Genomic DNA, 15,033 nt, shown 5'->3' with positions numbered 1-15,033 from the left:
AACCCAAATCTTTGAATAAAAACAAGTTAATATTCGCTTTACTTTTTTTGTGCTTTGCTTGTATTTCATTTGCTCAAAATGCTCATGTAAAAGGTATTATTTTGGATAATGAAAATCATCCGGTTTCTAATGTAAATATAACATCAGGTAAAAACAGCACACAGTCTGATGCGAATGGTTTTTTTGATATTGAAGTCATTTCCAATAAAAAAGCTTCGATCATTTTTACACATATTTCTTTAAAGATGATCAGCCTGACGGTGAATTTAAAAACCAGCGAAATTTTTGTTTTTAATCCTGTAATGAATAATTCACAGGAACAAATGGGAGAAGTTTTTGTTTCGTCCAGAAATAGAAAACGCGTGCAGGGAATTACAACGGTGGATGCTGCGACAATAAAAAAGATTCCCGGTGCCAATGCCGGAATAGAGAATATTCTGAAGACACTTCCCGGCGTTAATTCTAACAATGAATTAAGTACGCAATATGCCGTTAGAGGGGGTAATTATGACGAGAATTTAGTTTATGTTAACGAAGTCGAAGTCTATCGTCCCTTTTTAATTCGTTCCGGACAACAGGAAGGTTTAAGTTTTACCAATACTGATTTGGTTCAAAATGTAGATTTCTCAGCCGGAGGGTTTCAGGCCAAATTTGGAGATAAATTATCATCAGTTTTAGATATTACTTATAGAAAACCAACTCAGTTTGGTGCTTCGCTTGAAGCAAGTTTACTGGGCGGAAGCGCTTCTGTAGATTTGGTTTCGAAAAACAAAAAATGGTCGGCTGTTACAGGAGTTCGTTATCGAAACAATAGTTTATTGGTAAACAGCCAGGATACACAAACGAATTATACGCCTACTTTTGCAGATATTCAGACGAATGTAAATTATGATATTTCTGAAAAATGGCAAATGAGCTTTTTGGGAAATATTTCGCAGAATAAATATTTATATCAGCCTTTAACCCGCGAAACAAAATTTGGAACCATTGATCAGCCGATGGCTTTGGCGGTTTATTATGAAGGTCAGGAAAAAGATCAGTACGATACTTATTTTGGAGCTTTAAAAACGACTTATAAAGCTTCGCCTTCGCTGACTTTAAAATTTATTGGTTCGTTATTTCATACTACAGAAAAAGAACATTTCGATATTTTGGCCCAATATCGTTTAGGAAATGTAGATCCCGAAAATCCAAATGATGCATCACCAATTGACTTTACCCGCGGTATAGGTTCTCAGCTTAATCATGCCCGTAATGATTTAGATGCATTAATCGCCAATGCCGAAATTAAAGGTTTTAAAGATTGGAAAGAGAGTCAGCTTGAATTTGGGTTGAAATATACCAGAGAATCAATTAGAGACAGAATTGTAGAGTGGGAGATGATTGATTCGGCAGGATTTTCTATCAATCCGCCATTGGTTATCCTGCCGCAAAATAATCAGCCTTATGCGCCGTATACGGGTCCGCTTTTACCGTATCAGGATATTCGTGCCGCCAATTTTAATACAATTAACAGGTTTTCAGGATACGCACAATGGAATAAGCAATCAGAACTGGGGTCAAGTCAGATCTGGTATCACATTGGAGCGCGTTTTCAGAGCTGGAATGTTTCAGGAGCTTCAGAAGAAGGCAAAAACCAATTTGTGGTAAGTCCGCGGGCTCAGTTTGCTATAAAACCGGATTGGGATCGCGATATGGTTTTCAGGATTTCGGGAGGATTGTATCACCAGCCGCCGTTTTATCGGGAACTTCGTGACTTAGAAGGGGTTGTCAATCCTAATGTGAAAGCACAGGAAGCTATTCATGTGGTAGTGAGCAATGATTATAATTTCAGGATGTGGAACCGTCCTTTTAAATGGGTTACCGAGGTTTATTACAAATCACTTTCAGATGTAAATGTGTATTCGATTGATAATGTACGTATTCGATATGTGGCCAATAATAACGCAAAAGCCTACGCACAGGGACTTGATTTTAGATTAAACGGAGAATTTGTACCGGGAACAGAATCATGGGTTAGTTTTGGATATTTAAAAACCGAAGAAAACTACGAAAACAAAGGTTATATCGCCCGCCCAACAGATCAGCGTTTAAAATTTGCAATGTTGTTTCAGGATTATATGCCTAATATTCCAAGTGTAAAAGTATATCTAAATTTAGTTTACAATACAGGTTTGCCAGGGGGTGCACCAGCCTATTCAGATCCATATTTGTACCAAAACAGATTGAATGATTACAGAAGAGCTGATATTGGCTTTGCAAAAGTTTTTGTCGATGCCAGTACACAAAATTTAAAAACCAGCTGGTTGAAAAACTTCAAAGAATTAGCTGTTGGATTAGAGATTTTTAATCTCTTTAATAATCAAAATGCGATTACAAATACATGGGTTCGCGATGTGTATTCAAAAAATCAATATGCGATTCCAAACTATATGACTTCGAGAGTTTTTAACGTAAAGATAAATGCTAGATTATGATCGGAAAACGTGAAAAAAGAAAAAAGATTTTTTACGTTCCGGGAATGATTTCTTTGGTTTTGATTCCGTTGTTTTGTTTTTATCATTTTTATAAAGTTGATGCTTTTAAGGATGAAAGATGCATAAGTATCAATATTCCTTCGGATTCTATTGAGATAGGAAACTTTTTATCTCTTAAAAGGGATTATCAGGTTTTTAATTTTCAAAATTCCTTGGATTTGGAAAGAAATAACTTGAATAAACTTCAGTTTGCGTTAAGGAATTTAAATCGTACAAATGATACTATAAAAGGAATTCAAATTCATTTAGGCAAAAAAATGAAATATGAAGTTTATATTAGAATTTTAGACATTTTTATTATTGAGAAAATGCTATTATATACACAATATAAGGATGATTTTTTTGTTGTAATGCTGCCAAAACCAAAACTTTCAAATACAAAAAAAATTGTTCCTATCGTATGTGGTTATTGGGAAGCAAATAAAGATTACTTTCTGGAAGAAGAAAGAAAAGCAAAATTAAAATATACCATTTCTCTTTATGAAAAATATTGGATTGTTTTTCTGGGTTATTTTGGAATTGTTCTAATCAATATCTTCGCAGTAGTAAAATTCAATAAAAACCAAAATTACAATCAAAAATAGTATATTTGGTAATCGAATATAATCATTGCAGATGAAAAAGTATTTTAAATATATCGCCATAGTAACTTTCGGAACATTAATTAGTTGCCGAGAGGAAGTTCAAAAGCCAAAAGTAAGTTACGACGTATCAAACAAGGTAAGTGTCACTAAAGCCGATTCTACGCAGGTAGAAGTTGCAGATCTTCCTGTTCAAATGCAGGGAACGGATTACCTAATTCACCCGGTTGGAGACCTGAGAGTTTATGAAAGAGGTTCCAAAGCACGTTACGGATCTTCGAGTGTAAATGATGTGAGTTTTACTATTTCTAATTTAGGCGAATATGAAATCACAGGTTATCTTCAAAATCTAAAATTTCAAAAAGTCGATTCAGATTCGATTCGTCCGTTATCAGATAAGCCGGTTTTAATTTTAACGGCTACTTATTTAAAAACTGTTGCAGATAAAACGCAGAATAAAGTTATGGTTTACACTTTAACAGATTCTGATACCAATAAAGATGGAAAAATTGATACAAGCGATATTAAAACTTTATATTTAAGTAATATCAGCGGTGAGAATTTTACAAAAGTTTCAGCAGATCTTCAGGAATTAGTTGACTGGAGTTTAATTGAATCTAAAAACCGTTTGTATTTTAGAACTATTGAAGATACAAACCAAAACGGTCAATTCGATAAAAATGACGTTTTGCACTACAATTATATAGACTTAGCTTCTAAAAAATGGGAAGTGAAAAGTTATAAACCTATCTAAGGTGCTAAGATTCTAAGGTTTGTAAAAAGCCGTTTAAAAATTAATAACATAATTTTTAAACGGCTTTTTTGTTCAGTAAGAAAAAAACTCAGTTCCTCAGAACCTTAGTACCTCAGAACCTTTTTATATCAATATATCACTTTCCAGATCAGATTTTTCTATTTCAAAGCCAAAACCCAAACGTTCTACTAATTCTATTACCAGTTTTTTGTACCAGTTTTCAGATTTTGGGTGAATGTATATTTTCTCAATTAATTGATTGATATCAACATTAATTTTTATTCCGTCGTTAAGCTTAATGTCATTTTTTGAAGTGTCGGTAAGAATGCGTACTTCGCGTTCGTATTGAAAGCTTTTTCTTTTAAATAAAAATGGGAAAAACAAATCATCAAACGGAATATATTCTTTTTTATAGTCGATGTAATTAACCTCTCCAATATACTGATCAAAATTATTTTCCGGTTTTACTGCTTTTTGAAGTCTTCCAATTGTAGATTGAATAGCTAAGCCTTCGTTGTTTTTTGTAAAAATCTGCCACATGGCAAAAGATTCATATTCGTTAATATGCCAGCTGCTAATCGCTACTTTTTCGCGATGTGTTTTGTAGTAATTTAAAAATTCAGGATTATCTGCGGCAAGTTTTTTAATCTCTTCATAAGTAGGTTCGCTGAAAGTACCCTCGTATTGATCTTCAAACTTGTCAGAACGGGACATGAATAGCTTTTTTGAAAGTAACAAATCCAGGAATTTAGATAAGTCAAGGTATTTCCAAACAATAGTATCGGGATCTTCGGGCAGTTTTATGTTGGGATTGTTAAGATACATTTGTTGAAAGAATTAGATTTTATCTTTAACTAATTTAAAGTTATAAAAATAAAAACAGATTAAAGAAATTAAACTGAGTTTTAATATTTCCTTAATCTGTTTAGATTGTTTTGTTATGTGTAAGTCTTTAAGATTCGAAAGACTGCATGGTAACTAATTTGTTGTAAGTTCCGTTGTGCGCAATTAATTCGTCATGAGTTCCCTGTTCAACGATTTTTCCTTTTTGCATTACCACAATAACATCTGCTTTTTGAATCGTCGAAAGTCTGTGTGCAATTACAATCGAAGTCCTGTTCTGCATCATGTTTTCGAGCGCAACCTGAACGAATTTTTCACTTTCGGTATCCAATGCTGATGTTGCCTCATCCAGAATCATAATAGGTGGGTTTTTCAATACCGCTCTGGCGATTGATAAACGTTGTTTTTGTCCGCCTGAAATTTTGTTTCCACTGTCGCCAATATTAGTATAAATTCCTAAAGGCAGATCTTTTACAAACTCATACGCATTGGCAATTTTAAGCGCATCGATAATCTCATCATCTGTAGCATCTAATTTACCTAATGCAATATTAGCTTTGATTGTATCATTAAATAAAATACTGTCTTGTGTAACCAGTCCCATCAAACTACGAAGCGACTGCAGGTTTAAATCTTTTATATTAACTCCATCAATAGAAATTGAACCTTCGTTTACATCATAAAAACGGGTTAATAAATTCGCAATGGTGCTTTTCCCGCTTCCGGATTGTCCAACAAGAGCAACAGTTTGTCCTTTTTTAATTTGAAGAGAAAAATCTTTTAAAACATTTTCATTTTCATATTTAAAGTTGATATGCTGGATGTCTATTTCATTATCAAAACTTGTTTTTTCGATCGCATCAACTTTGCTTGTAATAAGGTTTTCCTGGTCTAGAATTTCTAAAACACGTTCTGCAGCAGCATTTCCTCTTTTTACTCCGTATGAAGCTTTAGAGATCGCTTTTGCAGGAGTTAGGATATTATACGCTAATCCCATATAAGCAATAAAAGCAGCACCGTCTAAGGTTTTGTCAATTAAAACCATTTGGCCTCCATACCAAAGCAATATTGCAATTACTGTGATTCCCATAAATTCGCTGGCAGGCGATGCTAAATTTTGACGGTTACCAATGCTGTTTGATAAAGAAAAAAAGCGCTCTGTAGAGTTTTTGAAAACATTGTTGAAATAGTTTTCAGCATTATATCCTTTTACCACTTTTAATCCGCCAATAGTTTCCTCAATAGTAGATAAGAAAGTACCTTGTTCTTCCTGCGCTTTTGTAGATTGTTTTTTAAGCTGTTTCCCGATTAAAGAAATAATGTATCCGGAAACCGGAATAAATACAAAAACGAACAATGTTAACTTAGCACTTATGATTAACATTGCTATTATCGTAAATACAATTGTCAAAGGTTCTTTAACAATAAGTTCTAAAATTGCTAAAAAAGAGGTTTGTACCTCATTTACATCACCAGAAATTCTTGAAATAACATCTCCTTTTCTCTTTTCAGAATAAAAAGCCAAAGGCAGTTCCAGTGTTTTTTTGTATAATGCATTTCGCATGTCTCTTAAAACACCATTTCGTAAAAAAGTAATAAAAAACATCGCAGCATAATCGGCTAAGTTTTTAAGTAAAAAGATCGAAATAATAATCGCGACCATGATAGATAAAACATACCCTGATTCGTGTGTGCCTTTTGTTGTGGTAATATAGTAGCTTAAATAGTCTTCTCCATATTCCTGAATTTTTAAAATTCCGTGAAATACAGGTTTTACAGTGTTCTGTTTTGTTTTATCAAATAGAACCTGAAGCATTGGTATTAATGCAACAAAAGAAAGAGTACTGAAAAGTGCATACAAAACATTAAAAAAGATGTTTAAGAATGCGTATTTTTTATATGGATATATAAAAGGAACTATTTTTTTGAAATTACTCATTTTGATGTATATGGTTTTCTGCTTTGGTAATGGCTCTTTCGAGTTTTTCCGGCAATAATTTTTTTTCGGGCAATTGGTTTAAATAAGCTGAAAAAATTGAAAAATTGGTTTGTTCGTCATCAGCCGGCATTAAATAATGAATTGTGCGGGTGATTTTTCACTGCACAAAATTAATCCAATTGGTTTGTTTTCTCCTTCTTTTTGCTTTTTTTTATAAAAAAGACTCTAATTTACATTATTTCAAATGTGAATCAGAGTCCTGAATGTCAAACTTAATTAATTGAGTACGCGCTGTGTAAACAATTGTAAGGCTTTTATACAGAGTTTGTTACTCATTATATTAATTCAATTGCATATCTGCAATGATATTTTGTATTTTTTCGTCTAAGAAACTTTCGGCAGCATCAAAATCTAAAACCGATTCTAATTCGGCATTAACGCTGATATAGAATTTGATTTTTGGTTCAGTTCCGCTTGGTCTTGCACAAATTTTAGAACCGTCTTCTGTATAATAAATCAATACGTTTGATTTTGGAATATCCATTGAAGATTCTTCGTTTGTCAATAGGTTTAATGCAGTCGATGATTGGTAATCTTCAACCATAATCACACGCTGACCATTGATTTCTTTCAAAGGATTTTGACGTAAATTAATCATCATCTGATTGATTTCTTCCAAGCCTTCCATTCCTTTTTTGGTCAATGAAACTAAAAATTCTTTATAGAAACCATTTTCTACATAAAGCTGAATTAACTCTTTGTAAACAGAACTTCCAGCGGCTTTTGCCTGAGCGGCAATTTCGCATATTAATAAGGTAGCGGCAACGGCATCTTTATCTCTAACGGCATCACCAACCATAAATCCGAAACTTTCTTCGCCTCCGCCAATAAATTCCAATTCAGGAAAATCTTTGATCATTTTAGCGATCCACTTAAATCCTGTTAATCCAACTTTGCATTCTACGCCATAGCTTGTGGCTAATTCCATAATCATTGGAGTCGAAACAATAGTTGAGCCTACAAATTGTTTTCCGTTAAGTTTACCGGCTTTTTTCCATTGTTTCAATAAGAAAGAAGTCATTAAGACCATCGTCTGATTTCCGTTTAGTAAAATCATTTTACCGTCGTTATTTCTAACAGCAACTCCTAAACGGTCGCAATCAGGGTCTGTTCCAACGACAATATCAGAATTTGTTTTATCTGCCAAAGCCAAAGCCATTGTTAAAGCTTCCGGTTCTTCCGGGTTTGGAGATTTTACAGTAGGGAAATCCCCGTCCGGAACTGCCTGCTCTGGTACAATGTGAACATTTTTATATCCTGCCTGTGCTAAAGTATCCGGAATAGATTTTATAGAAGTTCCGTGCAATGAAGTAAAAACAATATGAAGATTGTCTTTGGCTTCAGCCGGAGTATTGAAACTCGCGTTGTCTATAGATGATTTTACAAATGCCTTGTCAATTTCAGTGTCGATATATTGAATTAAGCTTTCGTTTGCATTAAATTTTATTTTATCGTAGCTCAGGTTTTCGATCACTTTGATAATAGCGGCATCCTGAGGAGGAACAATTTGCCCGCCATCTTCCCAATATACTTTATAACCGTTGTATTCCGGCGGATTATGCGAAGCCGTAAGAACAATTCCGCATTGACAGCCCAAATATTTAAGGGCAAAAGACAATTCAGGAGTAGGTCGTAAATCTGAAAATAAATATACCTGAATTCCATTTGCAGAAAAAACATCAGCAACCACCTTTGCCAAAGTATTACTGTTATGACGACAATCATAAGCAATAACAACTTTTAACGGCTGATTTGGAAAAACCTCATGTAAATAATCAGATAAACCCTGAGTGTTTTTTCCAAGTGTATATTTGTTAATTCTGTTGTTTCCAACACCCATAACGCCACGCATACCTCCAGTTCCAAATTCAAGGTTTTTGTAAAAACTTTCCTCAAGTTCTTTTGGAGAAGTAGTCATCAATTCTTTTACAGCTGCTTGTGTTTCCTGATCAAATGTTGGCGTCAGCCATTCGTTTACAGCGTTTAATATATTAGGAGCTATATTCATGTAAATGTCTTTTTAATATTTTAAATAAAGATACGTTTTTTCAGGAGCTGATCCTGCTCCCGATAACTATCGGTACTATGTTTTTACGGCTTAATCCTGCCGCAAAAGGATGCCATTGCCGTGAGGGCTAAGGCTTTTTGTTAAAAATTAACCTCTCGGGAAACTTTATAACGTTCTTCGTTGTTTTTAGTTCTTAAAATAATTTCACCTAAAAACCCGGCTAAGAAAAGCTGTGTTCCAAGGATCATGGTGGTCAGAGCTATAAAAAACCATGGATTGTTAGTCACCAGGCTGTATTTCATCCCGGTATACATATGATATAATTTTGAAACACCAATGTAACCCGCCAGTAAAAAACCAATGATAAACATTACAGAGCCTATGGCGCCAAATAAGTGCATAGGTCTTTTTCCGAATCTTGATAAAAACCAAATTGTAATCAGATCAAGGAAACCGTTAATAAAACGTTCCATTCCAAATTTGGTTTCACCATATTTGCGAGCTTGGTGAATTACTACTTTTTCTCCAATTTTGCCAAAACCTGCGTTTTTTGCCAAAACCGGAATGTATCGATGCATTTCGCCCGAAACTTCGATGTTTTTTACAACCGCATTTTTATAAGCTTTTAATCCGCAGTTAAAATCGTTTAACTCAACGCCGGAAGTTTTTCTTGCCGCCCAGTTAAATAATTTTGAAGGTAAATTTTTTGCTACAACAGAATCGTAACGTTTCTTTTTCCAGCCTGAAACTAAATCGAATCGTTCTTTGGTAATCATTTCATACAATTCCGGAATTTCGTCCGGGCTGTCCTGCAGGTCGGCATCCATAGTAATGATAACATCACCTTTTGCTTTTGCAAAACCTGCGTGCAGTGCCTGCGATTTTCCAAAATTCTTCATGAAACGAATCCCTTTTACATTTGGGTTTTCGTTAGAAAAACTTTCAATAATATTCCAAGAATCATCTGTACTTCCATCATCTACAAAAATGATTTCATAAGAGTAATTGTTAGACTGCATCACTTTAATAATCCATGAATAGAGTTCTTTAAGCGATTCCTCCTCGTTTAGAAGCGGTATAAGTATAGATAGATTCATTTATAATTTTTATTCTTGTGTAGATTTGCTTTTAAAAAATGCCGCTAAAATTAATCCTAAAATAGAGTAGCCTACAATACTAAAAACCAATGCTTTTAATTGTTCCAGAGTAGAGAAGGGACTGTTTTCTTTCATTTTAGCCAAAGCTTCGTTTATGGCAGAAGCAGGAGTTCCAAATTTTTGTAATGTTTCGGCCATATATTTAATAAGTAACTGGTTTACTGTTTCTTTTGCTTCCGGATCAATTACGTTAAATAATACGATGCTGAACAAAGTAGAAATGGCAATAGCAATTATTGTAGTTATAAAAAAAGTGGTAAAAGCATCTTTAAAGGAGAAAAAGCCAATCTCTTTTTTTGTTTTTGTAAGTAATAGAATGCCAACTACTAAATAAATAACAAAAGAAAGACCGCCAATCCAGCCGGAAACAAACAATTTTAAATCAACAGCATATATAGTTGCCGTGATTAACGCCAGAATAATACCCAGGGTAATTCCGTATGTAACTCCATTCTTTTTTATAACTTCATTAATCATATTTATATATGTTTTAAAATTAATCCACAAATATAGCAATTCCCAATATATTCGAAGAGAAAAAAAGCTTTTTGAATTTAACTAAAAAAAAGTAAGCTAAACATTTGTTTATTAAAAAAGAATTGTAAATTTGCACACTCAAAATTAATTAAAATTTTAAACAAAAAAGAGCAGCTTTTGTTTACACCTTTTTCTAACCATGAAAAAGCTTCAAAATAAAAATGTTCTAAACAATAAATAAAAAGAAAGATGAAAAAAGGAATTCACCCAGAAAATTACAGATTAGTTGCATTTAAAGACATGTCAAATGACGAAGTTTTTATCACTAAATCTACTGCAGATACAAAAGAAACAATTGAAGTTGACGGAGTTGAGTATCCAGTTGTAAAAATGGAGATTTCTAGAACATCTCACCCTTTTTATACTGGTAAATCTAAACTTATCGATACTGCAGGACGTATTGATAAATTCAAAACTAAATATGCAAAACACGCTAAAAAATAATAGCTGTTTAAAATTATACAAAAGCCTTCCAGATTTGGAGGGCTTTTTTTTTATGCGTGTCCCATTATAGAATTTAACCGCAAAGTGCGCAGGGATTTTTACTATCAGTTTTTTGAAATACACAAATATCACAAAGCGAAATCCAGACAAAGCTTTGCGAACTTTGCGGTTGAAAAAATTATGAATTTAAAGATCAAATTTCTCCTCAATATTTCTCCTTCCGCTAAAAAAAAAGAATTATTTTCTTATTTTGAATAAAAGCCTGTTTAATCAGACACATAAATATTTGTAACTTTGGTCTCGGTAACCAAATCAAATTTTAACACATTAAATTAATTGTATGAATTACATTCTTTTTGACGGTCCCGTCCGGAATGCTTTATTACCTTTTACATTTACCAGGCCGGTGGCCGATATTTTAATCGGAATTATGACGATTCGCCAAAAATGGGAAACTCGTTTAGGTTCGACTATAACAACTATTACAGAAGAATACTTATCTGCCAAATTCCCAATGGTAGAAATGGAAGAAAATGTAATGATAAACGCGGCGTATTTGCCAAATGATACGCTGGCAGAATTAGTTTCTGATTTAAAACCAAATCAGGCAATTTTTAAAGGGGATGATGTAATTGCTTTTTTTACAACTGAAAATCAGGAAGAAGTTGATTTTGATTCGTATGAAATCATTCAGTATAATGATGAATGTCTGACAGTAGAACATACTTGGGATATTTTTTCCAAAAATGATGCTGCTATTCGTGCCGATTTTGCATATTTGACTGAAGACAGAAAATCACAGCCAATTCCTAAAAGTGTAAATACAATCGCACCGGAGAATATTTTTATTGAAGAAGGGGCAAAATTAGAATTTGTAACCTTAAATGCTTCAAACGGTCCTATTTATATAGGTAAGAATACCGAAATTATGGAAGGAACCGTAATTCGCGGGCCATTTGCTTTATGCGAAAATGCAATGGTAAAAATGTCGGCTAAAGTTTACGGAGCAACAACTGTTGGGCCAGGATCCAGAATAGGAGGAGAGGTTAAAAATTCTGTTCTTTTTGCCAATTCAAATAAAGGGCATGAAGGGTTTTTAGGTGACTCTGTTTTGGGTGAATGGTGTAATATTGGGGCTGATAGCAATAACTCCAACCTTAAAAACAATTACGAAGAAGTAAAATTATGGAGTTATGAAACAGAAGGTTTTGCAAAAACAGGGCTTCAGTTTTGCGGTTTAATGATGGGAGATCATAGTAAATGCGGTATTAATACTATGTTTAATACCGGAACAGTTGTGGGCGTGAGCGCTAATATTTTCGGAAGCGGTTTTCCTCGTAACTTTGTTCCAAGTTTTTCTTGGGGAGGTGCAGCGGGTTTTACAACTTACGTAACCAAGAAAGCTTTTGAAACTGCCAAATTAGTGATGGGAAGACGAAATATAGATTTTGACGAAACCGAAGCTGCAATTTTGGAACATATTTTTGAAGAAACGAAAAAATGGAGAAAAGACTAATTAAATAATTAGTTAATTTGATAATCAGATAAATTAGCAAACCCGTCAGGTTCTTAGAACTTGTCGGGTTTTGTTCTTAAGTCAAATGCTATTTGTCGATCTTGCTGAAATCTCCTTTTAAATTGAATTTTAATTCTAAGCCGTTGCTTAGTTTGGTTTCGTAGCCAAAAGTTCCTATTTCTATTTTAGTTACTTTTTCTTTAGGGAAGTTTGTCTTTATGTACGAAGCAATTTTTTTTGGAACAATTGATTTAGGGATTTTTTCATTTTTACCATCCACTTCTTTCCAGTTTCCTTTTTTATCAAATTCGATTTCAATTTTATTATCAAATTGAACTTTGTATTCTGTAGAAAGAATTTCTTTGTCTTCGAGTATATAGCTCGGCTTTTTCGATCCAAAATGGGTTTTTAAAAAGGTTTGTGCGTTTGCCGGCAAAGCTTCTTTTTTAATTACAGTTTTTTGTGCATTTGCAGAAAGTCCAAACATTAATCCTGCAATTAGATAAACAGCCAGTTTTAATTTCGTTTTCATATTTTGCTGATTTTTAAATTCTTATACAAGGTAAGGTTAAAATTTTAAAATATAAAAATCTAAGTAGTTTTTAAAATCAGTCAATTTTTTAGCCGCAGGTTAAAGGATTAAAAAGATTTTTTACAGAGTTAGTGAAAAACCTATAATCTGCGATAAAAAAAGCAAAACTATCTAATTATCACATTCTCAAAATTAGATAATTTTCAAATTGGCACATTATCTAATTAAATCTATCTTTGCAGCACGAAAAAACAGGTAGTCACATAAACGATTAACCGATTAAACAAATTTACAGAAGATAATGATTACAGTTAACGATATTTCGGTTCAGTTTGGCGGAACTACACTTTTTAGCGATGTTTCTTTTGCTATCAATGAAAATGATAAAATTGCCCTTATGGGTAAAAATGGTGCGGGAAAATCGACACTTCTAAAAATAATTGCCGGACAAAGCAAACCTTCTACCGGAAGTATCTCTACACCAAAAGATGCTGTTGTGGCTTATCTGCCTCAGCATTTACTAACAAAAGACGGCTCAACTGTAATGGAAGAAGCTTCGAAAGCTTTTGGTGAGATTTTTAAAATGAAAGCCGAAATTGATGAAATCAACGAACAATTAACTGTTCGTACTGATTATGAAAGTGACGAATACATGAAATTGATCGAAAGAGTTTCGGACTTAAGCGAGAAATATTATGCAATCGAAGAAGTAAATTATGAGGCTGAAGTTGAGAAAATTTTAGTTGGTTTAGGTTTTGAACGTGAAGATTTTACAAGACAGACTTCTGAGTTTTCAGGAGGATGGAGAATGCGTATTGAGCTTGCTAAAATTTTACTGCAAAAACCGGATTTGATTTTGTTGGATGAGCCTACCAACCACATGGATATTGAAAGTATCCAATGGTTAGAAGAGTTTTTGGTAAATTCGGCAAAAGCAGTTGTGGTAATTTCGCACGATAGAGCGTTTGTAGATAATATTACAAACCGTACTATTGAAGTAACAATGGGAAGAATTTACGATTACAAAGCGAAGTACTCTCATTACTTAGAGTTAAGAAAAGACCGTCGTATTCATCAGCAGAAAGCTTATGACGAACAGCAAAAAATGATTGCTGATAACAGAGCTTTTATTGATCGTTTTAAAGGAACTTTCTCTAAAACAGATGCAGTTCAGTCTCGTGTAAAAATGCTTGAAAAGCTAGAGATCGTTCAGGTTGATGAAGTAGATACATCGGCATTGCGTTTAAAATTCCCTCCGGCGGCACGTTCTGGCCAATATCCTGTTATCGTAAAAGAAATGGCTAAATCGTATGGCGACCATGTGGTTTTTAAAGATGCTAATATTGTAATCGAACGTGGTCAGAAAGTAGCTTTTGTTGGAAAAAATGGTGAAGGAAAATCGACTATGATCAAAGCTATTATGAAAGAAATAGGCGTTGATTCTGGCAGTGTTGAAATTGGACATAATGCACAAATTGGATATTTTGCTCAAAACCAGGCTTCATTGTTAGATGAAAATGCAACCATCTTTGAAACGATTGATGCTATTGCGGTTGGAGATATTCGTACACAGATTAAAAATATCCTTGGGGCATTTATGTTTCAGGGCGATGATATCACTAAGAAAGTAAAAGTGCTTTCAGGAGGAGAAAAAACACGTTTGGCAATGATTAAATTGCTGCTGGAGCCAGTGAATTTATTGATTCTGGATGAGCCTTCGAATCACTTGGATATGAAAACGAAAGATATTATTAAAGATGCACTTCGTGATTTCGACGGAACTTTAATTCTGGTTTCTCACGACCGTGATTTCCTTGACGGATTGGCAACTAAAGTTTTTGAATTCGGCAACAAGCGAGTAAAAGAACATTTTGAAGATGTGGCAGGTTTCCTTGCTCACAAAAAAATGGATTCGATGAGAGAAATCGAAAAGTAATTTATAAATACAATAGCATAATAAAGCACAAGAACTCAAATTTCTTGTGCTTTTTTGTTTTTATTTTTATGCTTCTTTAAAAAAAAAACAAGTCTAAAGAGCAATAGGGGACGTACAAAGTTAAGGATGTTAATTTTGCATTAAATGGTTTTGCAGCAAGCAATTAAAGAATAGTTAAGTGTTTTAAGT

The 15,033-nt window shown here is 33.7% G+C and carries 12 protein-coding genes; 6 read left to right on the top strand and 6 right to left on the bottom strand.

The window, feature by feature from the left end; all coding sequences use genetic code 11:
* Positions 1–11 precede the first annotated feature (11 nt).
* The 3 genes from BKM63_RS01955 to BKM63_RS01945 are packed head-to-tail and all read left to right on the top strand — an operon-like array spanning position 12 to position 3,872.
* Positions 12–2,477: a TonB-dependent receptor plug domain-containing protein gene (locus tag BKM63_RS01955; protein WP_071634986.1), complete on the top strand. Its 2,466-nt coding sequence runs from the start codon at positions 12–14 to the stop codon at positions 2,475–2,477.
* Positions 2,474–3,121: a hypothetical protein gene (locus BKM63_RS01950; protein WP_071634985.1), complete on the top strand. Its 648-nt coding sequence runs from the start codon at positions 2,474–2,476 to the stop codon at positions 3,119–3,121. The genes BKM63_RS01955 and BKM63_RS01950 overlap by 4 nt, the downstream gene beginning before the upstream one ends.
* Positions 3,122–3,152: 31 nt before the next feature.
* The gene (locus tag BKM63_RS01945; RefSeq protein ID WP_071634984.1) at positions 3,153–3,872 is read left to right on the top strand and encodes a hypothetical protein; all 720 of its coding nucleotides are present in this window, start codon (positions 3,153–3,155) and stop codon (positions 3,870–3,872) included.
* A gap of 123 nt (positions 3,873–3,995) precedes the next feature.
* Here the strand turns inward: BKM63_RS01945 and BKM63_RS01940 are convergent, their stop codons facing one another.
* The 5 genes from BKM63_RS01940 to BKM63_RS01920 all read right to left on the bottom strand — a co-directional run bounded on the left by BKM63_RS01940 (position 3,996) and on the right by BKM63_RS01920 (position 10,356).
* Positions 3,996–4,697 (bottom strand): hypothetical protein, encoded by a 702-nt coding sequence (locus BKM63_RS01940; RefSeq protein ID WP_071634983.1) that lies wholly within the window; start codon positions 4,695–4,697, stop codon positions 3,996–3,998.
* Between the two features lie 127 nt (positions 4,698–4,824).
* Complete coding sequence (locus BKM63_RS01935) at positions 4,825–6,654, bottom strand: ABC transporter ATP-binding protein (protein ID WP_071634982.1); 1,830 nt, start codon at positions 6,652–6,654, stop codon at positions 4,825–4,827.
* A gap of 340 nt (positions 6,655–6,994) precedes the next feature.
* The gene (locus tag BKM63_RS01930) at positions 6,995–8,722 is read right to left on the bottom strand and encodes a phospho-sugar mutase (protein ID WP_071634981.1); all 1,728 of its coding nucleotides are present in this window, start codon (positions 8,720–8,722) and stop codon (positions 6,995–6,997) included.
* Positions 8,723–8,862: 140 nt separating this feature from the next.
* Positions 8,863–9,819 (bottom strand): glycosyltransferase family 2 protein, encoded by a 957-nt coding sequence (locus tag BKM63_RS01925; RefSeq protein WP_071634980.1) that lies wholly within the window; start codon positions 9,817–9,819, stop codon positions 8,863–8,865.
* A 9-nt stretch (positions 9,820–9,828) separates the two neighbouring features.
* The gene (locus BKM63_RS01920; RefSeq protein ID WP_071634979.1) at positions 9,829–10,356 is read right to left on the bottom strand and encodes a DUF4199 domain-containing protein; all 528 of its coding nucleotides are present in this window, start codon (positions 10,354–10,356) and stop codon (positions 9,829–9,831) included.
* A gap of 249 nt (positions 10,357–10,605) precedes the next feature.
* Here BKM63_RS01920 and BKM63_RS01915 point away from each other — a divergent pair, with 249 nt between their 5' ends.
* Together BKM63_RS01915 and BKM63_RS01910 are read left to right on the top strand one after the other, a co-directional pair.
* Complete coding sequence (locus BKM63_RS01915; protein WP_008464817.1) at positions 10,606–10,860, top strand: type B 50S ribosomal protein L31; 255 nt, start codon at positions 10,606–10,608, stop codon at positions 10,858–10,860.
* Between the two features lie 340 nt (positions 10,861–11,200).
* Positions 11,201–12,376, top strand: a complete 1,176-nt coding sequence (locus BKM63_RS01910) for a GlmU family protein (protein WP_071634978.1) — start codon at positions 11,201–11,203, stop codon at positions 12,374–12,376.
* An 88-nt stretch (positions 12,377–12,464) separates the two neighbouring features.
* Here the strand turns inward: BKM63_RS01910 and BKM63_RS01905 are convergent, their stop codons facing one another.
* Positions 12,465–12,908, bottom strand: a complete 444-nt coding sequence (locus tag BKM63_RS01905) for a PepSY-like domain-containing protein (RefSeq protein WP_071634977.1) — start codon at positions 12,906–12,908, stop codon at positions 12,465–12,467.
* Positions 12,909–13,209: 301 nt separating this feature from the next.
* Between BKM63_RS01905 and BKM63_RS01900 the strand changes: the two genes are divergently transcribed.
* Positions 13,210–14,844 (top strand): ABC-F family ATP-binding cassette domain-containing protein, encoded by a 1,635-nt coding sequence (locus BKM63_RS01900; RefSeq protein WP_053472781.1) that lies wholly within the window; start codon positions 13,210–13,212, stop codon positions 14,842–14,844.
* Positions 14,845–15,033 lie beyond the last annotated feature (189 nt).

Origin of the sequence: Flavobacterium johnsoniae, from assembly GCF_001879205.1 — a bacterium.
In the GTDB taxonomy this organism is placed as follows: Bacteria; Bacteroidota; Bacteroidia; order Flavobacteriales; family Flavobacteriaceae; genus Flavobacterium; species Flavobacterium johnsoniae_A.
The sequence above is the reverse complement of the archived record's forward strand: the minus strand, read 5'-3'. Positions and strand labels throughout refer to the sequence as shown.